This is a genomic window from Dyella sp. (assembly GCF_051962475.1).
Classification (GTDB): domain Bacteria; phylum Pseudomonadota; class Gammaproteobacteria; order Xanthomonadales; family Rhodanobacteraceae; genus Dyella_A.
Map to the genome: position 1 here is coordinate 1 of NZ_JBQCCF010000029.1, position 22,114 is coordinate 22,114.

The 22,114-nt window shown below is 67.6% G+C and carries 26 protein-coding genes and 1 tRNA gene; 15 read left to right on the plus strand and 12 right to left on the minus strand.

The window, feature by feature from the left end:
- The coding region (locus ACTHJF_RS06105; protein ID WP_440266342.1) for a glycosyl hydrolase family 18 protein at positions 1–920 on the minus strand (920 nt) is incomplete at its 3' end.
- Positions 921–1,327: 407 nt separating this feature from the next.
- On the opposite strand from ACTHJF_RS06105, the gene ACTHJF_RS06110 reads away from it, so the two are divergent.
- Positions 1,328–2,929 (plus strand): MASE1 domain-containing protein, encoded by a 1,602-nt coding sequence (locus tag ACTHJF_RS06110; protein ID WP_440266343.1) that lies wholly within the window; start codon positions 1,328–1,330, stop codon positions 2,927–2,929.
- 24 nt (positions 2,930–2,953) lie between these two features.
- Here the strand turns inward: ACTHJF_RS06110 and ACTHJF_RS06115 are convergent, their stop codons facing one another.
- The 6 genes from ACTHJF_RS06115 to ftsY form a co-directional block, all read right to left on the minus strand.
- Positions 2,954–3,415 (minus strand): hypothetical protein, encoded by a 462-nt coding sequence (locus tag ACTHJF_RS06115; RefSeq protein WP_440266344.1) that lies wholly within the window; start codon positions 3,413–3,415, stop codon positions 2,954–2,956.
- 218 nt (positions 3,416–3,633) lie between these two features.
- Positions 3,634–3,709 (minus strand) — tRNA-Phe (locus tag ACTHJF_RS06120).
- A gap of 82 nt (positions 3,710–3,791) precedes the next feature.
- Positions 3,792–4,070 (minus strand): oxidative damage protection protein, encoded by a 279-nt coding sequence (locus tag ACTHJF_RS06125; protein ID WP_440266345.1) that lies wholly within the window; start codon positions 4,068–4,070, stop codon positions 3,792–3,794.
- Complete coding sequence (gene mutY / locus ACTHJF_RS06130) at positions 4,067–5,140, minus strand: A/G-specific adenine glycosylase (protein WP_440266346.1); 1,074 nt, start codon at positions 5,138–5,140, stop codon at positions 4,067–4,069. Before mutY ends, ACTHJF_RS06125 begins: the two co-directional genes overlap by 4 nt.
- Complete coding sequence (locus ACTHJF_RS06135) at positions 5,137–6,180, minus strand: membrane assembly protein AsmA (RefSeq protein WP_440266347.1); 1,044 nt, start codon at positions 6,178–6,180, stop codon at positions 5,137–5,139. The genes mutY and ACTHJF_RS06135 overlap by 4 nt, the downstream gene beginning before the upstream one ends.
- Positions 6,181–6,204: 24 nt before the next feature.
- Complete coding sequence (gene ftsY / locus ACTHJF_RS06140; RefSeq protein WP_440266348.1) at positions 6,205–7,299, minus strand: signal recognition particle-docking protein FtsY; 1,095 nt, start codon at positions 7,297–7,299, stop codon at positions 6,205–6,207.
- A gap of 74 nt (positions 7,300–7,373) precedes the next feature.
- Here ftsY and rsmD point away from each other — a divergent pair, with 74 nt between their 5' ends.
- The 6 genes from rsmD to ACTHJF_RS06170 all read left to right on the plus strand — a co-directional run bounded on the left by rsmD (position 7,374) and on the right by ACTHJF_RS06170 (position 11,321).
- Positions 7,374–7,946 carry a 16S rRNA (guanine(966)-N(2))-methyltransferase RsmD gene (gene rsmD, locus ACTHJF_RS06145; protein WP_440266349.1) on the plus strand — a complete coding sequence of 191 codons (573 nt, stop codon included), beginning with the start codon at positions 7,374–7,376 and terminating at the stop codon, positions 7,944–7,946.
- A 30-nt stretch (positions 7,947–7,976) separates the two neighbouring features.
- Complete coding sequence (gene coaD, locus ACTHJF_RS06150; RefSeq protein WP_431636122.1) at positions 7,977–8,516, plus strand: pantetheine-phosphate adenylyltransferase; 540 nt, start codon at positions 7,977–7,979, stop codon at positions 8,514–8,516.
- On the plus strand, positions 8,509–9,009 hold the full coding sequence (locus ACTHJF_RS06155) for a hypothetical protein (RefSeq protein ID WP_440266350.1): 501 nt from the start codon (positions 8,509–8,511) through the stop codon (positions 9,007–9,009). The genes coaD and ACTHJF_RS06155 overlap by 8 nt, the downstream gene beginning before the upstream one ends.
- A gap of 89 nt (positions 9,010–9,098) precedes the next feature.
- Positions 9,099–9,359: a YfhL family 4Fe-4S dicluster ferredoxin gene (locus tag ACTHJF_RS06160; RefSeq protein ID WP_440258687.1), complete on the plus strand. Its 261-nt coding sequence runs from the start codon at positions 9,099–9,101 to the stop codon at positions 9,357–9,359.
- 28 nt (positions 9,360–9,387) lie between these two features.
- Positions 9,388–10,254 (plus strand): MBL fold metallo-hydrolase, encoded by an 867-nt coding sequence (locus tag ACTHJF_RS06165; RefSeq protein ID WP_440266351.1) that lies wholly within the window; start codon positions 9,388–9,390, stop codon positions 10,252–10,254.
- On the plus strand, positions 10,254–11,321 hold the full coding sequence (locus ACTHJF_RS06170; RefSeq protein ID WP_440266352.1) for a TMEM43 family protein: 1,068 nt from the start codon (positions 10,254–10,256) through the stop codon (positions 11,319–11,321). The genes ACTHJF_RS06165 and ACTHJF_RS06170 overlap by 1 nt, the downstream gene beginning before the upstream one ends.
- Before the next feature lie 205 nt (positions 11,322–11,526).
- Here the strand turns inward: ACTHJF_RS06170 and ACTHJF_RS06175 are convergent, their stop codons facing one another.
- The 5 genes from ACTHJF_RS06175 to ACTHJF_RS06195 all read right to left on the minus strand — a co-directional run bounded on the left by ACTHJF_RS06175 (position 11,527) and on the right by ACTHJF_RS06195 (position 15,725).
- The gene (locus tag ACTHJF_RS06175) at positions 11,527–12,792 is read right to left on the minus strand and encodes an EAL and HDOD domain-containing protein (protein ID WP_440266353.1); all 1,266 of its coding nucleotides are present in this window, start codon (positions 12,790–12,792) and stop codon (positions 11,527–11,529) included.
- Positions 12,793–12,843: 51 nt separating this feature from the next.
- Positions 12,844–13,290, minus strand: coding sequence for a flagella synthesis protein FlgN (locus ACTHJF_RS06180; protein ID WP_440266354.1), 447 nt, complete (start codon positions 13,288–13,290; stop codon positions 12,844–12,846).
- On the minus strand, positions 13,287–13,628 hold the full coding sequence (gene flgM / locus ACTHJF_RS06185; protein WP_440266355.1) for a flagellar biosynthesis anti-sigma factor FlgM: 342 nt from the start codon (positions 13,626–13,628) through the stop codon (positions 13,287–13,289). Before flgM ends, ACTHJF_RS06180 begins: the two co-directional genes overlap by 4 nt.
- 94 nt (positions 13,629–13,722) lie before the next feature.
- Positions 13,723–14,421 carry a flagellar basal body P-ring formation chaperone FlgA gene (flgA, locus tag ACTHJF_RS06190; RefSeq protein WP_440266356.1) on the minus strand — a complete coding sequence of 233 codons (699 nt, stop codon included), beginning with the start codon at positions 14,419–14,421 and terminating at the stop codon, positions 13,723–13,725.
- Positions 14,421–15,725: a methyl-accepting chemotaxis protein gene (locus ACTHJF_RS06195; RefSeq protein ID WP_440266357.1), complete on the minus strand. Its 1,305-nt coding sequence runs from the start codon at positions 15,723–15,725 to the stop codon at positions 14,421–14,423. The genes flgA and ACTHJF_RS06195 overlap by 1 nt, the downstream gene beginning before the upstream one ends.
- A gap of 175 nt (positions 15,726–15,900) precedes the next feature.
- Here ACTHJF_RS06195 and ACTHJF_RS06200 point away from each other — a divergent pair, with 175 nt between their 5' ends.
- The 8 genes from ACTHJF_RS06200 (at position 15,901) to flgH (ending at position 22,006) form a co-directional block, all read left to right on the plus strand.
- Positions 15,901–16,818 carry a chemotaxis protein gene (locus tag ACTHJF_RS06200; RefSeq protein WP_440266358.1) on the plus strand — a complete coding sequence of 306 codons (918 nt, stop codon included), beginning with the start codon at positions 15,901–15,903 and terminating at the stop codon, positions 16,816–16,818.
- A gap of 150 nt (positions 16,819–16,968) precedes the next feature.
- Positions 16,969–17,361 carry a flagellar basal body rod protein FlgB gene (flgB, locus tag ACTHJF_RS06205; protein ID WP_431636132.1) on the plus strand — a complete coding sequence of 131 codons (393 nt, stop codon included), beginning with the start codon at positions 16,969–16,971 and terminating at the stop codon, positions 17,359–17,361.
- 5 nt (positions 17,362–17,366) lie between these two features.
- Positions 17,367–17,789 carry a flagellar basal body rod protein FlgC gene (gene flgC, locus ACTHJF_RS06210; RefSeq protein WP_440261397.1) on the plus strand — a complete coding sequence of 141 codons (423 nt, stop codon included), beginning with the start codon at positions 17,367–17,369 and terminating at the stop codon, positions 17,787–17,789.
- Between the two features lie 17 nt (positions 17,790–17,806).
- Entirely contained in the window at positions 17,807–18,481 is a 675-nt protein-coding gene (locus ACTHJF_RS06215; protein ID WP_431636134.1) for a flagellar hook assembly protein FlgD, read from the plus strand.
- A gap of 43 nt (positions 18,482–18,524) precedes the next feature.
- On the plus strand, positions 18,525–19,739 hold the full coding sequence (flgE, locus tag ACTHJF_RS06220; protein WP_440266359.1) for a flagellar hook protein FlgE: 1,215 nt from the start codon (positions 18,525–18,527) through the stop codon (positions 19,737–19,739).
- A gap of 9 nt (positions 19,740–19,748) precedes the next feature.
- A complete protein-coding gene (flgF, locus tag ACTHJF_RS06225) occupies positions 19,749–20,489 on the plus strand; it encodes a flagellar basal-body rod protein FlgF (RefSeq protein WP_440266360.1) in 741 nt (246 codons plus the stop codon).
- 36 nt (positions 20,490–20,525) lie between these two features.
- Complete coding sequence (gene flgG, locus ACTHJF_RS06230; protein WP_440266361.1) at positions 20,526–21,311, plus strand: flagellar basal-body rod protein FlgG; 786 nt, start codon at positions 20,526–20,528, stop codon at positions 21,309–21,311.
- 8 nt (positions 21,312–21,319) lie between these two features.
- Positions 21,320–22,006 (plus strand): flagellar basal body L-ring protein FlgH, encoded by a 687-nt coding sequence (gene flgH / locus ACTHJF_RS06235; RefSeq protein ID WP_440266362.1) that lies wholly within the window; start codon positions 21,320–21,322, stop codon positions 22,004–22,006.
- Positions 22,007–22,114 lie beyond the last annotated feature (108 nt).

The following is a 22,114-nucleotide window of genomic DNA, read 5'->3' on the forward strand; positions in this document are numbered from 1 at the left end:
ATGCGCTTGTCGAGCCTGCTCTCGAACCAGTCCTGCGCGGCGATGCTGCCCGCGTCCTTGCCGGCCCAGTGCTGGTCGTAGGCCATCAACAGCTCGAAGTCGACGATCTTGGCGTAGGCGGCGTAATCCCACGCCTCGTCATCGAAGGGGACCGACAGCACGATGCCCCAGCCGTGCGGCGAGAACGCGTCGGCCAGCTCGCCCAGGAACTGCTTGAAGTCGCCCTGCGCGTTGTCGGGCACCTCCTCGAAATCCACGGTGACGCCCTGGAACCGGTTGGCGTCGAGGAACGCCACGATCTGCGCGATGCGCTCGTGGCGGAGGTCGGGATTGGCGAGCATCTTCGCCAGCCCCGGGCCGTCCCACTGGGTGTTCATCGCATTCTGCAGCAGCGGCAGGATCGGGGTGGACGGCTTCTCGCGGCGGATCAGGTCGAGCGCCTTGGCATCGACGCTGGTCTTGAGGGCCATGTCCGGGCCGCTGATGCTCATCCAGCTGGGAACGACCCAGTCCAGTGTCGGCAAGGCGCGCTTGAGCGAGGGATAGCTGCTGTCGTCCCAGTTCACGTAGAAGCCGATGGCCAATGCGCGGCCGGTGGGCTTGTCCAGTGAGGGCGGCGGCGTGCGGAGTGCCGCGCGGGTGCGTGCACCGTGATTGCCGTGATGGTGCGCCCGCACTTCCGCAGCGAGCTGGGCGGCCCGTTTGGCCAACGCCGGGGCGGCCATCTTCACGCCGTTCAGTGCATGCAGCCCCTTGCCGTGCCGACCCAGTTGCAGGCCCGCCATGGTCGGCCCGACGAACAGGCTCAGCACGAACGCGATGGCAAACAGCGTGCTGATCACGGCGAGTGTCAGCCCCACTCGCGACAGTCGGCTGGCCCGTCGGCCGGTGGGGTCGAAAAACACTGGCTGCTTGTGCATGGGGCAGGAATGGCGGGTCGAGAACGCTATTGTGGTGGCTTGGGCGGGCTCGCGTCAGGGGGCGCTCAAGCCGCGGGCATATTCGGCCGTTAACTGTTCAGCTTCCCCGCTGAGCGGCCGATGGCCGCAGCCGGGGAGTGGCGCTTCGACAGCGTGCCGTACATCGCAACTGCAGATGTTTTAGGGGTCGACAATGGAGGCTGCGCAGGGCCGGGACCTGATCGTTCCGTGGGAGGAATGTGAGGCAGCAAGCAGCCCCAGCTGGGGTGCTCATCTTGACCATCCCCCATCGCTTGTGTTTGGGGGTGACGCATACGATGATTGCGGCGGTCATGCGCGGCAGTGATCTCGCCGCCGGTCTGCCGGGGGATGTTCGACGGACGTAGCCAGTGCAGGGGGAGCGGTCGATGTCTAAGCAGGGAAGTGGATGGGTTGAGTTGTTCAGGCACGCTGCGGTGGCGCTTGGCTACGCGCTTGGTTTCGTCGTGCTTCGCCAGATTTCTTTTTCGCACTGGGTGATCTTCGCCGGTTTCCGTCTGTGCGCCCTGCTGCTTGTGCCTTACCGCTATTGGCCCGCGCTGGTCGTTGGCGAGATGGTGCCCTTGGGCGCGATCGGGTTCACTCATAGTGAGCGATATGGCGTGCTGTGGTCGGTTCTCTATGCATTCCCGCCGATCGCATTGGCGATGCCGGTGGTGCGTTGGTGCAAGCGCTCGTTGGGCATGTTCGATTCCAGCGGTCATGTGAAAGTGTTGACGCTCCTGCTTTGCACGCTGATCTGCGCCGTGCTCTGGACGAGCGTCAATCTGATCACCCTTTCCGAAACCAAACTTCCTGCGAACTATCCCCAGCTCGGCTACACCGTATATGCGGCGCGGTGGTTCATCGGCAACTTCCTGGGCGTGCTCACGCTTGCTCCTCTGGTGCTTTGTGTGCGGGAGTTGCGTGCGAACGGGTTGGTCAGCCTGAAGCAGGTGCTCTCCAGCAGCTTGGTGGTTGAGGTTCTGTCCGTCGTTTTTCCCAGTCTGGCCATTTTCGTATGGCTGTGTCTTTCGACGGACCAGGAAAGCCTGCGTCAGGCTTGTCGGATGGGGATGTTCCTGCCTGTAATCTGGATGGCACTGAGGCACGGCTGGCATGGTGCTGCACTTGGTGGCGCGGCCGCGAGTGTCGCGATCGTTCTGACCATGCCCGAGCGCTACGACGCGGGCACCTTGCAAGCCCAGGTCTTCATGGCATTTGCCATCACGACGATGCTTCTCCTGGGTGACCGTATCGCGATGCTCGATGAGCGCGAATCCCGCGGTCGGAGTGATGCCCGGATGGCGCTGGCGCTTGCGCAGAGGAACCTGATTCTCGGAGAAATGCAGCTCAGGCAGACCTCTGACGCGCTGGAGCATGTGCGCGAGGGAGTGCAGGCTACTTACAGCCAGCTTCTGGAGCGACTCCGCCACATGCTTCCCGTACAGGATGAGCGGGATTATCGGTTACGCGCCGCGGTTACCCAGCAGCAGCTATTCAGGCTTGCAGACAGCCTGCATCCGATGGTCTGGCGAGAGGGCGGGCTGGCGGCTGCGCTTCGCCAAGGGGCCATTGCACGAGCCCTGGATGATTCAGACATTCGATACTGGTGCAATGTTCGCGATCGGGACATTGACCACCTGTCGAATGGTGCTCAGGTGGCCCTCTATCGCTCGGCTTGCGATCTCATCGCGTATCTGTGTGATGCCGCCCATGCGACGAGCATTCGGGTCCACGTGAGGGTGGGGCTACGCGGCGGTTCGCGCTGGATATTCCTGAAGGTTGAAGGGGCCTTGGGAGAGGCGACAAAGCCGCAGGTCAAGCACGATGATCTTTTGCTGCGGTTGTCTTCCAGCGGTGGGGGGCTAAATGCGGTCGAGGACCGTATTGCGCTTTACCGTGGTCAGTTGCGCTCCAGGGAGTCTCACCAAGGGCGAAGTGTGAGCGTCTTGATGCATGACCTCGCAGACGATTCGGTAGTGATTTGATCACTACCGAATCGGTACAGCCCGTCAGGGCGACGACGGAGCGATATGCGTGTTGCACTCGACCGGATCATCGCATCCAGTCTTCACGGCCATCAGCACGGCGCCGGTGGGCTGCACGGTCGCACTGATCTTTACGGTCCCGTCGTCGTAGACCGTATCCGCCGAGGTGCTGGTCGGGTCTGTCGTCGAACCGGTGGAGGTGGTCACGTTCTGTGCGTCGCTGCCGATCGGCAGTACGAGCACCTGGCCGCCAGCAGTAGCGATGGCACCATGCACGCCGCCGTTGGTGTCGTTCACCTGCACGTAGCGCACGCCGTCCTTCTCAAACACATACACGTGCCAATGCGGGTTGGCGCTGACGTCGGTGGCATTCGGCCATGACTGACCTAGACCGGAAGATGGCGCATCCGTTGCCTGGGCGATGCCGGACAGGCCTAGTGCCAGAACGGCCGCGGCCACTGCGTAAATACGCGAAATCTTGAGCATTGCTTGTCCCCTTTCTCAGAAGTGATGACTGCCGGTGATCGTGAGATCGCGCACAACATACCATTGCGTCAGTCGACGACTTCGCGATATGGGTCACGTGGAACTGGCGGTTTTCGGCCGGGACCACGGAAATCAGGCCTGGAGAACGCCATGCCAGCCGTACCCCGGGCCGGGGCCAAGGACGAAAAAGCCCGCCAATAGGCGGGCTTTCGATGTCATGGTGGCCGGGGACGGAATCGAACCGCCGACACGGGGATTTTCAATCCCCTGCTCTACCAACTGAGCTACCCGGCCAGGGTATGGGTCCGCCGATGCATGAGAGGCCGTGGCCGGTGCGTCGTGGAGCCGCGCATTAAACTGGATGCGTCCAGCGGCGTCAAGACTCGTGCGCGGGCGGAACGTAGCCTGCGGGCTGTTCGGCACCGCCCTCGAACAGGAATTTCCCCATCTCGCGCGCGAGGAACGAGCGGGCACCGGGGTCGAGCGGATTGAGGCGATTCTCGTTGATCAGCATGGTCTGGTGCGCCAGCCATTGCTGCCACGCCTGCCTGGATATCTCCGCATAGATGCGCTGGCCCAGCGCGCCGGGCCAAGGCGCGAAATCGAGCCCCTCGGCATCGATGCCCAGCTTGCTGCAATGGACGATGCGACTCATGGTGCTTCCTCGTGATCAGCGTGAAGGTTCTGCAGCAGCACGCGCACCGGGGCGGGCAGACCCAAGGCGGCCCAGGCCGCGCGGTCACACCAGCGCTGCAGTGGTTGGTCGGCGACGCCGTCACGTGCGTAGGCGCGATCGAACAGCAGTGGCTCCACCGACAGTTTGTAGTGGCTGAAGACATGCGTGAAGGGTGGCAGGGGCTGCGCGTCGTCCACATGGGCGATTTGCTGGGCCAGGCGCCACGCCGCATCCGGGTCGGCCGCTTCGGGCAGGCTCCACAGTCCTGACCAGACCCCTTGTGGCCCGCGCCGCTCCAGCAGGACGCGCCCACATTCATCGCGCAGCACCAGCATCAGCGTGCTGCGGACGGGCTGGCGCTTGCCGGGCTTGGGCGTCGGCAGCTGGGTGGTGAGGCCGTCACGATGGGCGACACAGTCGCTCTGCAGTGGGCACTCGGCGCAGCGGGGTTGGCTACGTACGCACACGGTTGCGCCCAGATCCATGATGGCCTGGGTGTAGTCGGCCACGCGGGCCGCGGGAGTGTGTGATTCGGCGAGCTGCCACAGGGTTCGTTCGATCGCGCTCTGGCCCGGATCGCCGTGGATGCCGTGATAGCGCGTCAGCACCCGCTTCACGTTGCCGTCGAGGATAGGAAGCCGCAGCCCGTGGGCCTGCGCCAGGATGGCGCCGGCGGTGGACCGGCCGATGCCGGGAAGCGAGCAAAGCGCGTCGATCTCAGGGGGCAGCGCCCCGTCGTGGGCGGAAACGCAGCGCTGCGCTGCCTGGTGCAGGAAGCGCGCGCGCCGGTAATAGCCGAGGCCGGACCACAGGGCGAGCACCACGTCTTCATCGGCAGCGGCCAGATCGCCCAGCGTCGGCAGCGCTTCCACGAAGCGCTGGAAGTACGGGATCACCGTGGCGACCTGGGTCTGCTGCAGCATCACTTCGGACAGCCACACCCGGTAAGCGTCGCGCTGCCCGTCCGTGCCCGCCTGTTGCCAGGGCAGATCCTTGCGGCCGTGCTGGTCGAACCAGCGCAGCAGTCGGTCGGCAACCGTGTCACTCATGGCGAGGTGGCGGCCGTGGCTGTGGCGGCGGGGATGTCCTTACCGATATCGACGCTCAGGCCTTCCACGCTGATGCTGCCGACGTCGAGCCGGTCGGCATCCACGTGCCCCTGGCCGGGCGGCATGGTGAGGGCGGCGCTGCCGCCGTTGCCGAGCTGGGACCACCAGCTGGCCAGTTGCAGCGGTGGCACGCGCAGATCGACGTGGTTGGCCGGCCCGTCGAGCTTGAGCGCCAGCAGCAGCGGATCGTGCGCGTTGGCCGGCGCCAGGCGCAGGGTCACGTCGTAGCGCCCGCTGTCGGCACTGTCGAGCTGGCCGGCAAGATCGGCCGACGCATCGGCCGCGCCGTGCCAGCGCGCGCTGCCGCGCAGGTCGGCCGCCATGCCCGCGCCGTGCGACAGGTGCAGCACGATGTTCTCGAATTGCATGCCTGCACCGCTGGTGCGCGGGGTGGCGAGCAGGCGCAATTGCACGAGATCGTTGCTTGCATCACGGCCGGTCAGGTCCAGCGAGAACGGCTTGCCCGGATGGAGTTGCCCGGTCTCCAGTGCCAGGTTCTGCAGCAGGATGTCATTGCCGCGCACCAGGCTGGCCCGACTGATCAGGATGCCGGTGTCGATGCGGGGAATCTGCGGCGGATGAGCGGCATCGGCCGCCGGCAGGCCGGCAAGCCAGGCCTGCAGCGCGTCCAGGTCGACCCGCGGCGCGTCGATCTCCAGCCGGGCGATCGCCGTGGGACCGCCAAACAGGGTGCGCCAGGGCAGCGCCAGGCGTCCGCGCGCTGCCAGCAGGATCGGCATGCTGGCGCCTTGCTCGTTGAGCGTGATGCCCTCGAGTTCCAGCGCAGGACGGGGAAACAGCGTGGGGTGCGCGGGGCTGGCCAGGTGCAGTTCCAGCCCGGCCGCGCGCGCCTGCGCCTGCAGCGTGGCGGTGAAGCGGTCCGGCTGCAGCAGCCAGTACACGCCGATCACGGTGGCCAGCACCAGCGCCGCCGCCACGCCGGCACTAGCCAGCAGCGCCATGCGCCAGCGGCGCGTCATTCGCACGGATCCGCGATGCGCGGCTCAGTCATTGCCGAGCCGGGCGGGGAGCAGGCCGTCGACGAAGGCCTCGGCGTCGAACTGGCGCAGGTCCGTGGCAGTCTCGCCCAGGCCGACGAAGCGGATCGGCAGGCCGAACTCGCGCGCCAGCGCAAACACCACGCCGCCCTTCGCCGTGCCGTCGAGCTTGGTCACCACCAGGCCGGTGACGCCGACGATCTGGCGGAACTGGCGCACCTGGCTCACTGCGTTCTGGCCGGTGGTGCCGTCGATCACCATCAGCACCTCGTGCGGCGCGGCCGGATCGAGCTTCTTCAGCACGCGCGCGATCTTGCCCAGTTCGTCCATCAGGCCGCCCTGGGTATGCAGGCGGCCGGCGGTGTCGGCGATCACCACATCGCTGCCGCGCGAGCGCCCGGCCTGCAGCGCATCGAAGATCACGCTGGCCGAGTCGGCGTCCTGGCCCTGGGCGATCACCGGCACCTGGTTGCGCTCGCCCCAGGTCTTGAGCTGGTTCACCGCCGCGGCGCGGAAGGTGTCACCGGCAGCCAGCAGCACGCTGCGGCCCTCATCGCGATAACGCCGCGCCAGTTTGCCGATGGTGGTGGTCTTGCCCACGCCGTTGATGCCGACGGTGAGCACCACGAAGGGCTTGTGGGCGGAGACGTCCAGCGGCTGCTGCACCGGCAGCAGTTGTGCGACCAGCGCCTGGCGCAGCGCGCCGAGCAGGGCGTTGGCATCGGCAAATTCGCGCGCGTGCATGCGCTTGCGCAGCGCCTCGACCAGACTCGTGCTGGCTTCGACGCCCACGTCGGCGGTGATCAGCGTGGTCTCCAGCTCATCGAGCAGTTCGTCGTCCAGTCGCGGGTGGCGCACAAACAGAGAGCCGAGGCTGCGGGCAAAGCCGCTGCCAGCGAGGCGCTCGCGCCAGCTGCGCTTGACCGGCTCCGTGCCGTCCGGCGCATCCGCGTCGGGGGAGGTTTCGGGGGGCGTTTGCGGGGCCAGCTCAGCCGGCGCCGCGGGGGCTTGAGCCGTTACCGATGCGGCATCGGCAGGGGCGTTGGCTGCATCCGGCGCCGGCTCGCCGTCGGCGGGCTTCTTCTTCCAGAACTTGAGCATTGCGGGGGCGATTCGAAGACAATGGGCGGCATGCTATCACCCCGATCCGAACTGCCCGCTGAGGGCGTCGCCCGATGAGGCGCGCGCCCGGACGCATCCGCATCATCAGCGGCAGCCTGCGCAATTCCCGCCTGGACGTGCCCGACCTGCCGGGTCTGCGACCCACCCCGGAGCGGGTGCGAGAAACACTGTTCAACTGGCTGGCGCCGGTGATCGCCGGGGCGCGCGGGCTCGACCTGTGCGCCGGTACCGGTGCGCTCGGCCTGGAGGCGTTGTCGCGCGGGGCGGCCAGCGTGCAGTTCGTGGAGCCGCAGGCGGCCGCAGCGCAGGCGCTGCGGGCCAACCTGGCGCGGCTGAAGGTGGCTGGCGCGAGCGTCGATGCGGTCGATGCCGCTAGCTTCCTCGCCGGGCCGCCTCGGCCGTTCGATCTGGTCTGGCTCGATCCGCCGTTCGCCGCCGACCTGTGGAGCGCGCTGGCGCAACGGCTGGAGCAGGGCTGGCTCAGCCCCGCGGCGTGGATCTACGTGGAGTCGCCGCGCGACCACGTCCCGGCGTTGCCGCCCCAGTGGCTGCTCCATCGTGAGGCGCAGGCCGGCGAGGTGCGCCACGCGCTCTATCGCCGGGCCGTGGCGGTTCCGTTAAGCTAAACGCTCATTCATTCGGTTTGCCGAGCATCCGTGATCAAGCCGTCGGTCAACACGCGCCTGGCCGTCTATCCGGGCACCTTCGATCCGATCACCAACGGTCACGCCGACCTGGTGGCGCGCGCCGCGCCGTTGTTCGAGCGCATCGTGGTGGCGGTGGCCGAGAGCCCGAACAAGGGCAAGGGGCCGGGCTTCACCTTGCAGGAGCGCATCTCGCTGGCGCGCCTCGCGCTGGCGGACCTGCCCAACGTGGAAGTGCGCGGTTTCGACTGCCTGCTGGCGCAGTTCGTGGAGCAGATCGGTGCGGGCGTGATCATCCGCGGGCTGCGCGCGGTGTCCGACTTCGAGTACGAATTCCAGCTGGCCAGTATGAACCGCCACCTGATTCCCCAGACCGAGACGCTGTTTCTCACCCCGGCTGAACAGTACAGCTTCATTTCCTCCTCGCTGGTGCGAGAGATCGGCCGCCTCGGCGGGGATATCTCCGGTTTCGTGCATCCGGCGGTGCAACAGGCCATGCGCCAGCGCTGGCACAAAAAGCAACCTGAAAACGAAGGTGACCACCATGCGTAAGTTCGTCCTCGCCGCCACGCTCGCCCTGGCCGGTTCCGTCATGCTCTCGGCCTGCAACAAGCAGGACGACGCGCAGCAGACCACCCAGCAGGCGCAACAGGTTTCCAAGCCGACCGATCCGAACGACAGCAAGGCATGGAATGCCTACCTCGGTCAGATCGTCTCGGCCAACATGAAGGGCATGACCGCCGATCGCCCGTACGCCTACCTGGTGCCGGCCGGCGATGACGCCGACTCGCAAGGCAAGTACGGCCGTCAGCTCGAGGCGGTGCAGGGCGTGGTCGCCCGCGGCGTGCTGCCGGGCAACATGCTGGTGTTTGCCGGCCCGAGCTCGGCCAAGACCGCCGACTTCGTCGCCGCGGCGTTCAAGGACGCCAAGCCGGGGTCGTTCAAGGACGTCATCGTGCTGTTCATCGGCGACGAGGCCGACAAGCAGCGCGTGACCGACGTGCTCACCCCGACCAGCGCCAACTTCCGTTTCGTCGCCATGTAATCCGCTTTCGCGGAGGCCGGACCCCACCCTGGTCCGGCTCGGCGCGCCGCGAAGCTGTGCGGTGCGCCCGCTCCGCCAGCTCAAGCATCATGTCGCTCAAGATCCTCGATACCTGCGTCAACTGCGACGTCTGCGAACCGGCCTGTCCCAATCAGGCGATCTCGCTGGGCGAGGAGTTCTACGTGATCGATCCGGCCCGTTGCACCGAGTGCCACGGGCATTACGACGAGCCGCAGTGCGTGGTGGTCTGCCCGGTCGAATGCATCATCATCGACCCCGACCACGTGGAAACCGACGCGCAGCTCGACCTGAAATACCGACAGCTGACCGGGGCCGGCGACGGTTCCTGAGTCGGCGCTCCATCCGCAGGGCCGACCCATGGAATGTTTCTCGCTCATCGGTAACTCGCAGCGCCTCGACGGTGGCGCCATGTTCGGCAATGCGCCCAGGGCGCTGTGGTCGCGCTGGATCGCGCCGGATGAGCAGAATCGCATCCCGTTGGCCTGTCGCTGCCTGCTGGTGAAGGATCTGGACGGCCGCAACGTGCTGTTCGAGACCGGCATCGGCGCGTTCTTCGAGCCGGCCCTGCGCGATCGTTACGGCGTGGTGGAGGAGCGGCATGTGCTGCTCGATGCGCTGGCCGAAGTGGGTTTGTCGCACGAAGACATCCACGTGGTAGTGCTCTCGCACCTGCATTTCGACCATGCCGGCGGTCTGCTCGCGCCGTGGGCGGAAGGCCAGCCGCCCCGACTGCTGTTTACCAATGCGCGCTTCCTGGTAGGCGCCGAACACTGGCGTCGCGCGCTCGATCCGCACCCGCGCGACCGCGCCTCGTTCATTCCCGAACTGTGCGACCTGCTCGAGGCTAGTGGCCGGTTGGAGTTGGTGACGGGGTCGCACTCGGCCACGCTGGGCGAGGCGGTGCGCTTCCATTATTCGGACGGCCATACGCCGGGCCTGATGATGGCCGAGGTGGGCGGCGTGGTGTTCTGCGCCGACCTGATTCCCGGGCGCCACTGGGTGCACCTGCCGATCACCATGGGCTACGACCGCTGGCCGGAGAAACTGATCGAGGAGAAGCGCGAGTTTCTGGAAGACAAGCTCGCGCGTGGCGTGCGTCTGTTCTTCACCCACGACCACGACTGCGCGCTGGCCGCGGTGAGCTGCGACGCGCGCGGGCGCTTCGGCACCTCGCGCGAATGGACAGCCGTGGCCGGCGCGTTGCCTGCGATGGAGGCGGCGTGATGGTCCGTCTGCGCATGCCCGGTGGGCTGGCTGCCGGCAACGTCCTGCTGAAGGTGCTGGGCGGCTTGCTGCTGCTGGCCGGCCTCGCCTTGCTGGCATCCACCGAGAACGGCCTGCTCGCCTACCGCCAGGCGGCGCAGCGACACGGGGGCGAGGTGCTCGATCTGGGCTCGCAGGTCGGGCCGCAAAGGGGGCAGTACGGCTACATGGTGCGCGTGGCCGGGCCGCTGGACGTAGTGGCGCCGCCGCGCGATGTCGACTTCAACCAGAGTGCGATCGTGCCGGTGCTGATCCGTCACGTGGAGATGTTCCAGTGGCGCGAGGTGATCGTTGGCGGCGTGGCCTACTACGAGCTGGACTGGGTCGACCGCCCGATCGATTCCGATCGCTTCATGCATCCTGCTGGGCACGCCAATCCCGGTAACTTCCCCATCGAGGGGCGCCAGTTCGACGCCGGCGAAGTGCGCGTGGGTGGATTCCGCCTCTCCACGCCACTGCTGCACGCGTTGCCCGGTAGCGCGCGACTGACGCCCGACGCGCGTGCACTGCCGCCGAATCTGGCCGCCAGTTTCTCCAAGGACGGCGACTACTTCATCACCAGCGCGCATCCGCAGTCGCCGCGGCTGGGCGACCTGCGGGTGAGCTGGGAGACGGTGCCGGTGCAGACCGTCACCCTGGTCGGCCGGCTCGATGGCGACACCCTGGTGCCGGCGACCGATGCGGCCGACGGCAAGGGCTATGAGTTGCAGATCGGCGATCGTTCGCTGGTGGATATCTTCCCCGATCTGCCGGTGCCGCCCGAACTGGTCATGCCGCGCCGCGCGATCGCGCTCCTGCTGGCGGCGCTGGGCGTGCTCGCCTTGCTATGGGAGCGTCGGCAGCACATCAGCGACGTGCTGCTGCCGGTGGGCCTGGGCGCGCTGCTGATCGGTGCGGTCGGTGGCGCGATGTGGCTGGGTGGCAGTGCCCGCGTCAGCATGCACTGGTTCGGTCTGGCCGCACTGGGGCTGGCGGTGGCCGGTTGGCCGCTGTGGCGTCGGCACCGCAGCGGCCTGCCGCAGGAGTGAGCGCGGCATCGGCGGGGGGCAGCGTCACCGCCTCATTCGATACCGCACCGATCCTGCCGGATTTGCTCGATGCGTTTGCCGGGAGCCTGCTTAGCGCGATGCGTTCAGCGTGCACCATAGCGAGACCGAGGCCATACAAAAACGACGCTGGCGAAAACTCTCCGGCGCCTCAGAGATCGATCGCCGGCGTGGCGATCGGCAGCCATCAGCTCGGACGTGCCTCGGCGTGCGAGAACACCTGGTCGGCGAACTGGGTGGCTTCCAGGTAGATCGCCGCCATGCGCTGGATGCGCTGCGGTTGGGCGTTCACACCGGTGAGTTCGCCCGCTTCCCAGGCGTAGATTTGCTCCAGCAGCGGACCGAACGGACCGCGGCCACCCACCAGCGCCTCGGCAATTTCCGGCACCAGTGGCAGGTGGCTGAGCACGAACTCCATCGGCGCGCACATCAACGTGTCGAGCAGTGAGAACAGGCCGGCGGTGAACGCCATCTCCTGCTTGTCGCGCGCCATGCCAGAGCCCGAGGCGAGCTTTTCGCACATGTGCGCGCGGATCAACGCGGCGCGCAGCAGCTCCGGCGGGCGATCGTCCATGCCACTGAGCGACATGGTGTAGATCCAGTTGCGCATGCGGGTGACGCCGAAGAAGATCGCCGCCTGCTGCACCGACTTCAACTGCTTGGGCAGCGAGAAGTAGGCGGAGTTGACGCAGCTCAGCAGCTTATAGCTGAGGATCGCGTCGTCGCGGATGATGTCGCCCAGTTCTACCGGACCCGGGTTGGACTCCTGCAGCTCGCGCATCAGGCGCAGCATGCTCAGCCGGTTGGCGGTGAGCACCGGCACCTCGACGGTTTCCGGGATCAGCAGGTAACGGCCCTGGATCGCCTGCAGCGGCAGCTCCAGGCAACGCTGGTAGGTGGCATGGTCGTCGACCTGGCCGGCGACCACCCAGATGCCGCGGTCGTGCAGTTGCTGGGCGGTTTCGCGCAGTACTTCCGGCGCCATCACGCCGGCGTCGAGCCGCACGAACTGCACGATCTGCAGCAGCGCCTCCAGCGCGGCAGAGCCGGCGATTTCCGCCGTGGTGATGTCCAGCATCAGCAGGCAGCCGCGCTGGGCCATCTGCTGCAGGCGCTCCATCAGCGGAGCGTCCTGCGCCACTTCCGGGCGCAGCAGCACGCCGAAGCGGGGCTGGTGCAGCAGCACGTCAGTCTGTTCGAGCAGCAGGTCGCGCGACAGGCGCAGGAAGGTGCGGTTGCCGCGTACCAGGCGGGTCAGTGCACCATCGAGGATGGTCGAGAGCACGCGCTGCATCAGCGCCGCTTCGTCGATGCCCTCGCGGTGGAACAGGATCTCGTAGGCGAACAACTGCCGCTTGGCATCGAGCATCGGCAGGCGCACTACCGGCAGCGGTTGCTCCGTGCTCATGGCGGGCGGCAGGGCGGAGGAGGCAGCAGCGGCGACTTGGTTCATGGTGACTCTTCGCGCAGGGCGGGGCGCTTGGCGCGCCTCGCGGGGAGGGGGTCAGACTTCTGCCAGCATGTGCGAGCGGGCGTTGGCGTGGAGGGCGCCGCTGCGGCCGTACACGCCGGCCTCGCTGTCCTGGCCGGTGAGGATCGCCAGCGCGCGGCGCACGCTGCCCAGGCGTTGCTGGACGATGCTGCCGTTGCGCTGATTGAGGTCGCGGCATTCGCGTAGTCGGCCCAGCAATTCCTGCCAGCGCGCCTGCTGTGCTGCGGCGATACGCGGTGCGCTGAGCACGAGCTGCTGGCGCTCGGCGTCGAGCTGCTCCAGCGCCTGCATCAGCCGCTGCTTGCGTGCGCCGGCCGCGTCGATCGCGGGGACATCGGCAGCCAGCAGGGCGGCGCGCTCGGTGGCCAGCTCGTCGGCCAGCACGGCCAGCGAGCGCTGCATGTCGTCCAGCACGGCGCTCAGCGCGCCGTCCAGCTCGACCTGCAGCGCGGCGCTCATGCGTTGCCGCCCGCGGCCGGCTTGGCGCCGGCGATCTGGCGGTCCAGCGAGAGCATGCCGTCGGCGATGCGCTCCGGATTCACCTGGTAGGTGCCGGTGGCCAATGCCTGGCGCACGCGCTCGACCTTGGCGGTGTCGATCGGCGAGGAGTCGCCGGTGCGCGAAGCTTCCTGCAGAGCGCGGGCCGAATCGGTCAGGTTGACCTTGTCGGCTGCCCCTGCGCTGGCGCCCGCTTCGGTACCGGCGGCGCCGGCCGGAGCCTGCGACGAGGCGCTGCCCTTGCTGCTGCTCGCCTGCGGAAGCTTGGGCAGGCCGTTATTGGAAATGGTCGTATTCATGGGTCCGTTCTCTGGTCGGTTTAGGCCCTGTGCCCCTGTCATCGGCGGCGTCGGCAGGAACTTTAGGGTCGATCGGTCCGTTCTTTCGATCCGTTCAGGGTAATGCCCGCACCACCCCGGGTGCATTCACCATGGCGTCCACCACGCGGCCGGACACCTCGTTGCGCACCCGCAGGCGGGCGCCATTGTCGCCGCTGCCCAGAGCGATGCCGCTGGCGCGCACCTCGATGCCGTCCAGCTGGGCCACCACCTGCACATGGTCGCCGGCCCGCACCATCTCGCGCCCGCCCAGCGCCGAAGGCGTCAGCACGCTGCCGGGGCCGAGCGGGCGGGCCAGCGTGCGGCCGCCAAGCTGACCCAGATCATCGATATAGCCGTAGCCAAGCCGGGTGATGTCGCGCGGTTCGCTGTGCACGTCGCTGGCCGTGACGCCGTCGCCGCGCAGCAGCGGCCGCGTGGTGACCAGCACGTCGCGAAAGATCTGCAGGCTCACCGGCACGTGCACGATCCAGCCGGCACCCGCCGTGCATCGCACCTGCACGCTCATGCGCGAACGCGGCGGCAGGTTCGGCGGCAGGCTGGCGACCATCATCCCGCGGCAGTCGGCCAGGCCCAGGCTTGCCTCCACCGGCACGGCGCTGGCCTTCACCCGGTTGCCCGGCAGGCTGTACTGCGCCGCCAGCCACTGCTGTGCGAACGCGCTGATCGGCTCCTCGGCCGCGTGCGCGGGCCTCGCCACGACAGCGGCGAGGGTCAGCAGCAGGTAACGCAGCGAGGCGGCGACGCGGATCATCAGCTGTCGGCCAGCAGTTGGGCGAGCTGGTTCACCAGCGCTTCGCGTTCGGATTCGAGTTCGCCGGCCAGCGCCCCGGCCTCGGCCTTCTTGCCTTCGCACAGCAGGCCGACGAAAGCATTGCCGCGCTCGCCCAGGCGCGCACAGGTGGCCTCCATGCCGGCCACGGCCGGGTGGTCGGCGTGCTGCACGAGCAGGCGGTGCAGCGCACGCTGCAGGGCGCTGGTGTCGAACCAGCGGCGATCCAGTGCGGCGGGCTCGGCCAGCGCCAGTTCCATCGCCTGGCGCATGCCCTGCGCCGATTCGCGCACGGTCAGACTGAGGCTGGCCGGGTCGCGGCCGCTGAGGCTTTCCAGCCATTCCAGCCCCAGTCGCTGCGAGAGCAGGGCGGAACGGGCGAGTACTTCGGACTGCCGCCGCGCCTCGGTGCCGCGGCGCTGCAGCGCACCCAGCGTGGCCTGCGCGGCGGTGGCGCGCACGTGCTGGGCGTCGTGGTTCTGGCGCAGGCTGCCGATGCGCTCGCGCGCCAGCTGCAGCGCGGCGGCGTTCTGTTGCAGCGAGGCATCGGCCTGGCCGATGCCCTGCTGGGCACGCTCCAGCCGTTGCATGCCCTGGCGCACGTCGCCGTCGAGCTGCAGCGAGAACTCGCCGATCGAGCTGGTGACGGTCTCGATCTCGGTGGTGGTCAGCGTGGTCTTCTCGGCCAGCTGCTTCACCTCGTCGGCGACTACGGCGAAGCCACGGCCGGCCTCGCCGGCGCGGGCCGCCTCGATCGCGGCATTGAGCGCGACCAGGTTGGTCTGGTGGGCGATTTCCTGCACCACGCCGGTGAGCTTGCGGATCTGCGCGACCTGTTCGGCCAGCTTGTTCTGGTTACGGTTCATCGCGGCCATCGCGCTGCGCAACAAGCGCAGCTGGCCGTCGAGCTCGCTGACATTGCCGGCCCCGGCATGGCCCGCCTGGTCGGCGTTGTCCAGGCCGGCAGCCACCTGCTGCAACGCCGTCGAGATCCCGGCGCTGCCGTCCGTCAAACGCCCGACGCTGTCGCGGCATTCGCGGGCCGATTCCTCCATCGATTTCTGTTCCTGCGCGAGTTGCTGCGCGGCGGCCAGCAGCAGGCTCTGCTGCTCGATGGTCTGCAGGGCCACGGCGGCGGGCGGACGTCCGGCGGCCAGCTTGAGCAGCGGCGCGAGCGCCTGCGCCAGCGCGGAATGCTGGCCGCTCAGTCGGGCGAGTTGTGCCTCGTCGCCAGCGGCGGCGGCCTGGGCGAAGGCGGCCAGATGCTGGCTGCGGATGAAGCTCATGGACGGACGTTTCCTTTTCAGGTGGCCAGCGGGGATCGACCGCCAGCGACGGAACTTGAGCAAGCAAGGCACATGCCATGGCCGAGCGGGCGGGCGAACTCAAGCCGCGGCGGCGGCCGCCGATAGCCGCTGATCCACCGCGCGTGCGGTGCAGCCTTCAGGAAGGAAACCCGGCATGAGCGGTGCGTTGTTGGAGAGCGTGGAGCGGCACACCCGGCTGGCCGGCCACAACCGCGTGGCGATGCTGCTGTTCCGGCTGGGCGACGCGCAGCTGTTCGGCATCAACGTATTCAAGGTGCGCGAGGTGCTGCGCCGGCCGCCGTTGGAGCGCATGCCTGGCGCGCACGAGCTGATTGCCGGCAGCTGCGACTACCGCGGCCAGACCATCGCGGTGATCGATCTGGCCGCCGCGCTGGGCTACCCACCGCTGAAGGACGTCGCCTCGGCTCACCTGCTGGTGACCGAGTTCAGCCGCACCGTGCAGGGCTTCCTGGTGGCCGACCTCAAGCACATGGTGCATTGCGACGGCAGCGCGCTGGTGACGCCGGAGCCCGCACTGGGCTTCGGCACGCGGGTCAACGCGATCACACGCGTGGACGGCGCACTGGTGGCAGTGGTGGACGTGGAGCATGTGCTGGCCAGCATCCACGGCGCGCCCGGCGAGCTGTCCGCGCACATGCAGCGGGCGGTGGATGGCCATGCCATGCACCCGCGCCGCGTGCTGGTGGCCGACGATTCGCTGGTGGCGCGCCGGCAGATCGAGGGCGTGTTCCGCCAGATGAATATCGAATGCGTGATGGTGGAAGACGGCGTGCGCGCGCTGGAGAAGCTGCAACAGCTTGCCGCGGTGGAGCCGGCCGAGCGCGTGCACCTGGTGGTGTCGGACATCGAGATGCCGCAGATGGACGGCTACGCACTGACCCGTGCGATCCGCGAGACGCCCGCGCTGCGCGGGCTCAAGGTGGTGCTGCACAGCTCGATCAGCGGCATGTTCAACGAGGCGATGGTGAAGGAGGTCGCCGCCGACCGCTTCATCGCCAAGTTCCAGCCAGACCTGCTGGCCCAGGCGGTGCTGGACCTGCTGCCGGGCTGATCGCACCCCGCAACGCGTCGGTTTTCCGACTTCGACTTCCCGACGTGCGCATCCCGCCGGGCGAAAAGCCAGTCGTGCCAAGGCTTTCCACGTCGTGGCACGCGATTTGCCTCCAGCCTCCTGCGGTCCGATACCGCGCGGAGGCCAGCCATGAGTGCACCCATCGACAACCTGTTCGGCATCCACACCCAGGCCTTGGGTCTGTGGCAGCGCCGCAGTGAAGTGCTGGCCGGCAACCTGGCCAATGCCGACACGCCCGGCTACCAGGCGCGCGATCTCGATTTCCGCGCTGCGCTGATGCAGGCCAGCGGCCGCTCCGAAGGGCTGGCGCTGAGCACGCCCACGGCCGGTCAGGTCGATCCCTCCGCGCAGGCCGCGGACAAGCTGATGTGGCGCAACCCGACCCAGCCCAGCATGGACGGCAACACCGTCGACGAGCAGGTCGAGCAGGCCAACTTCGCCGCCAACGGCGTGCACTACCAGGCCTCGCTGGCCTTCATCACCGCGCAGATCCGCATGCTGCGCACCGCGATCACCGGGTAACCGCCATGTCGATGTTCAAGATTTTCGATACCGCAGGCTCCGGCATGGCCGCGCAGTCGCTGCGGCTCAACACCGTGGCCAGCAACCTTGCCAACGCCGACAGCGTGTCCAGCACCCAGCAGGGCGCCTACCGCGCGAAGGAGCCGCTGTTCGCTGCGGTGAAGCAGCGCGTGGAAGGGGCGATGGCCGATGCCGGCACGGTCGGCGTCAAGGTGGATGGCGTCACCGAGAGCCAGGCGGCGATCCCCAGCCGTTACGAGCCCGGCAACCCCATGGCCGACGCCAACGGCTACGTCTACGGCAGCAACGTCAACCCCGTCGACGAGCTGGTCAACATGATTTCCGCCTCGCGTTCGTACCAGAACAACGTCGAGGTGATGAACACCACCAAGCAGTTGATGGTGAAAACCCTCGACCTCGGCAAGTAGTCCGACGGAGTCCACGCATGACCATCAACACCAACAACACCACCGGCACGGCCGGCAGCGGCAACGCGGCCGGCCAGGCCAGCAAGGCGGCCAGCGCCGGCGGCATGACGCAGAGCGATTTTCTCAAGCTGATGACCGCCCAGCTGCAGGCGCAGGACCCCACCAACCCGGTGGACAACAACCAGTTCGTCTCGCAGATGGCGCAGTTCAGCCAGCTGCAGTCGAGCCAGGACATGGTCAGCGCGGTGAACACGCTCAACAGCACGGTGAACGGCGCGCTGCAGACCTCGCAGGTGCTCGGCTCGTCCAACCTGGTCGACCGCCAGGTGGTGGTGCCGGCCTCGACGATCAACTACAGCGGCACAGCGGTCAGCGGCGCGGCCAACGTCACCGTGCCGGGCAAACTCACCGTCAACATCATCAATGCCAACGGCGACGTGGTGCGCACGATGGCCGTGGACGCGCCCAGTTCCGGGCTCACCCAGTTCAGCTGGGACGGCAAGGACGACGCCGGCAACGCGCTGCCCTCTGGCAGCTACAAGATGGCCGCCAGCAACGGTGGCAGTTCGTTCGATACCTATGTCGCCGGCAAGGTGACCGCCGTGGGCTACGGCGGCAGCGACGTGGGCACCTACCTGCAGGTGGCTGGCGTGGGCGGCGTCGCGCTCAGCCAGGTGGCCCAGATCCTCTGACGCACGCGCTGCATCCACATCCCTTAGATCGAGGAAACACATCATGGCTCTGAACACCGCGCTCACCGGCATCAATGCGGCCCAGTCCGACCTCAACGTCATCGCCAACAACATCGCCAACGCCAACACCACCGGCTTCAAGGGCTCGCGCGCCGAGTTCGCCGACGTGTTCGCGGTGACCGGCCTGAACCTCAACTCCACCGCCACCGGCAGCGGTGCCCGTCTGCAGGACGTGGCGCAGCAGTTCGCTCAGGGCGACATCGAAACCACCAACAACTCGCTGGACATGGCGATCAGCGGTAACGGCTTCTTTGTCGTCAATGACGGCAGCGGCGTGCAATACACCCGCGCCGGCGATTTCAAGAAGAGCCCGGACGACTACGTGCAGACCAACACCGGCGCGCGCCTGCAGGTGTATCCGCCCAACGGCCTGGGTGGCTTCGACACCAGTACGCTGACCGACCTGAAGCTGCTCTCCTCGCAGAGCAACGCCACGGCGACTTCGCTGGTCACGATGAACTCCAATCTGCCGGCCAGCGCCGCCGTGCCGGCGACCGCCTTCAGCACCACCGACGCCACCTCGTTCAATGCCGCCACGCCGGTGACCGTGTACGACTCTCAGGGTGGCTCGCACCAAGCCACTGTGTACTACGTGAAGACCGCCACCAACGCGTGGGATGCGCACCTGTACGTGGACGGCAACAACGCCGGCACGCAGTCGCTCACCTTCGACACCAGTGGCAACCTGGCCACGCCGGTGGGCGGCAACCTCGCGTTCAACCCGATCAACCTGGGCAACGGCGCCAACCCGTTGACGCTCTCGGTGAACGTCACCAACACCACCCAGTTCGGCACCGACTACTCGGCAGGATCGATCAATCAGAACGGCTTCGAGGCCGGCACGCTGTCGAACATCGACATCGATTCGAAGGGCGTGGTGACCGCGTATTACTCGAACAACCAGAGCACACAGCTGGGCCAGATCGCGATCGCCAACTTCTCCAACGTGCAGGGCCTACGCCAGGTGGGCAACACCACCTGGGCGGCCAGCGGCGACTCCGGTTCGGCGGTGATGGGTGCGGCGGGCACCGGCACGTTCGGCGATCTGCAGTCCGGTGCGCTGGAGTCGTCCAACACGGCCGACACCACCGCACAGCTGGTCAACATGATCAAGGCGCAGCGCAACTACCAGGCCAACGCGCAGGTGCTCACCACCGACAACACACTGGCCACCTCGCTGTTCAACGCGGTGCGGTAATCGATCCCCATGGACCGTTCCCTCTACGTGGCGATGACCGGGGCGACGCAGATCATGCGCGCCCAGGAAGCCGTGAGTCACAACCTGGCCAACGCCTCCACGGTGGGCTTCAAGAGCGAGCTGAGCGCGTTCCAGAGCCTGCCGGTGCTGGGGCAGGGCGAGGCCACACGCATCAATGCCGTGGCCCGCGGCATCGGCGCGGACACCACGCAGGGATCGGTCACCAGCACCGGGCGCTCGCTCGACGTGGCGGTGCAGGGCAGCGGCTGGATCGCGGTGCAGGCGCCGGACGGTTCGGAAGGCTATACGCGCGCCGGCGACCTGCAGCTCACCGCCGACGGGCTGCTCACCGACGCCAACGGCAACCCGGTGCTGGGCAACGGCGGGCCGATCAGCCTGCCGGCCAGCGCGCAGCTGCGCATCGGTGAGGACGGCACGATCTCCACCGTGCCGATCGGCGAAGGCCCGTCCACGGTGGCCGCGCTCGACCGCCTGCGTCTGGTCAATCCCGATCCGACCCAGCTGGTGCAGGGCGGCGACGGCCTGATGCACCTGGCCGGCGGCGCCACAGCGCCCCCCGACGCGACCGTGCGGGTGACCTCGGGCGCGCTGGAAAACAGCAACGTCAACGCCTCGTCCGAGCTGGTGAAGATGATCGCGCTCTCGCGCCAGTACGACATGCAGATCAAGTCGATCAAGGCATCCGAAGACAACGCCGCGTCGGCATCCAAATTGCTTCAGTCGAGTTGATGACGGGTTGCCGTCACCGCTCAGGAGTCAAAAACCATGCTTTCCTCCCTCTGGATCGCCAAGACCGGCCTCGATGCGCAGCAGACGCGCATGGACGTCATCTCCAACAACCTGGCCAATGCCAACACCACCGGCTTCAAGAGCTCGCGCGCGGCGTTCCAGGATCTGATGTACCAGAACCGCGCCCAGCCCGGCGCGCAGACCACCGAGCAGACGCTGTCGCCGTCCGGCCTGATGCTGGGTACCGGCGTGCGCGTGGTCGGCACCGAAAAGCTGTTCACCCAGGGCGGTATCAGCCAGACCGGCAACTCGCTGGACGTGGCGATCCAGGGCCGCGGCTTCCTGCAGGTGTCGATGCCCGACGGCACCGTGGCCTATACCCGTGACGGCTCGCTGCACACCGACGCCAACGGTCAGTTGGTCACCGCCGACGGCTACGCGCTGGACCCGGCGATCACCCTGCCGGCCGGCGTGCAGAGCATCTCCATCGGCGCCGACGGCACGGTGTCGGCGACCACCGCCGGCTCGGCCGCCTCGGTGCAGGTAGGCACGCTGCAACTGGCCGATTTCGTCAACCCGGCCGGACTGCAGGCGCAGGGCGGCAACCTCTTCCTGGAGACCGCCTCCAGCGGTGCGCCGCAGACCGGCCAGCCCGGCTTGAACGGCATGGGTACGCTGATGCAGGGCGCACTCGAGTCCTCCAACGTCAACGTGGTGGAGGAGATGGTCAACATGATCGAGACCCAGCGCACCTACGAAATGAATTCCAAGGCCATCAGCAGCACCGACCAGATGCTGCAGGACCTCACGGACAAGATGTGAGCACGCCCATGCGCCCGATCACTTCGCTTCTTCGCCTGGGTGCCGCCGTCGCCGCGCTCGCGCTGGCCGGTTGCGCCACGATGGGTCCGTCGGCCGACGACGGTCAGTGGGCCGCCACGGCGCCGGTGCAGCCGCAGGCCGCGCCGGTGGCCGATGGCTCGATCTACCATGACGCCAGCAACATGGAGCTGTTCGCCGATCCGCGCGCGCACCGCGTGGGCGACATCCTCACCATCGTGCTGCAGGAAAGCACCCAGGCCAGCAAGAAGGCCACCACCAGCACCAGCAAGAAAGACAAGACGGCGCTCGATGCGCCGACGATCCTCGGCCAGGGTGTCACGCTCAACGGCAACCCGGCCAGCATCGGCCTCAGCGGTGATCGCAGTTTCGCCGGCGACGGCTCGTCCAGCCAGAGCAACCAGCTCAGCGGGCAGATCACCGTCACCGTGGCGCAGCGCCTGTCCAACGGCAACCTGCTGGTGCGCGGCGAGAAGTGGCTGACCATCAATCAGGGCCAGGAAATGGTGCGCATCTCCGGCATCGTGCGCCCGCAGGACATCAACCCGGACAACAGCGTGTCCTCCAGCCGTGTCGCCGACGCGCGCATCGCCTACACCGGTCGCGGCTCGCTGGCCGACGCCAACACCCAGGGCTGGCTGTCGCGCTTCTTCAACTCCAAGTGGATGCCGTTCTGATGCGCGCGTCCCGCTTCGTCGCCCCCGTAGGAGCCCGCTCGCGGGCGATGCTTTTCGCTTTTGCATTTGATGTGGATCAGGAGCAAAGGCATCGCCCGCGAGCGGGCT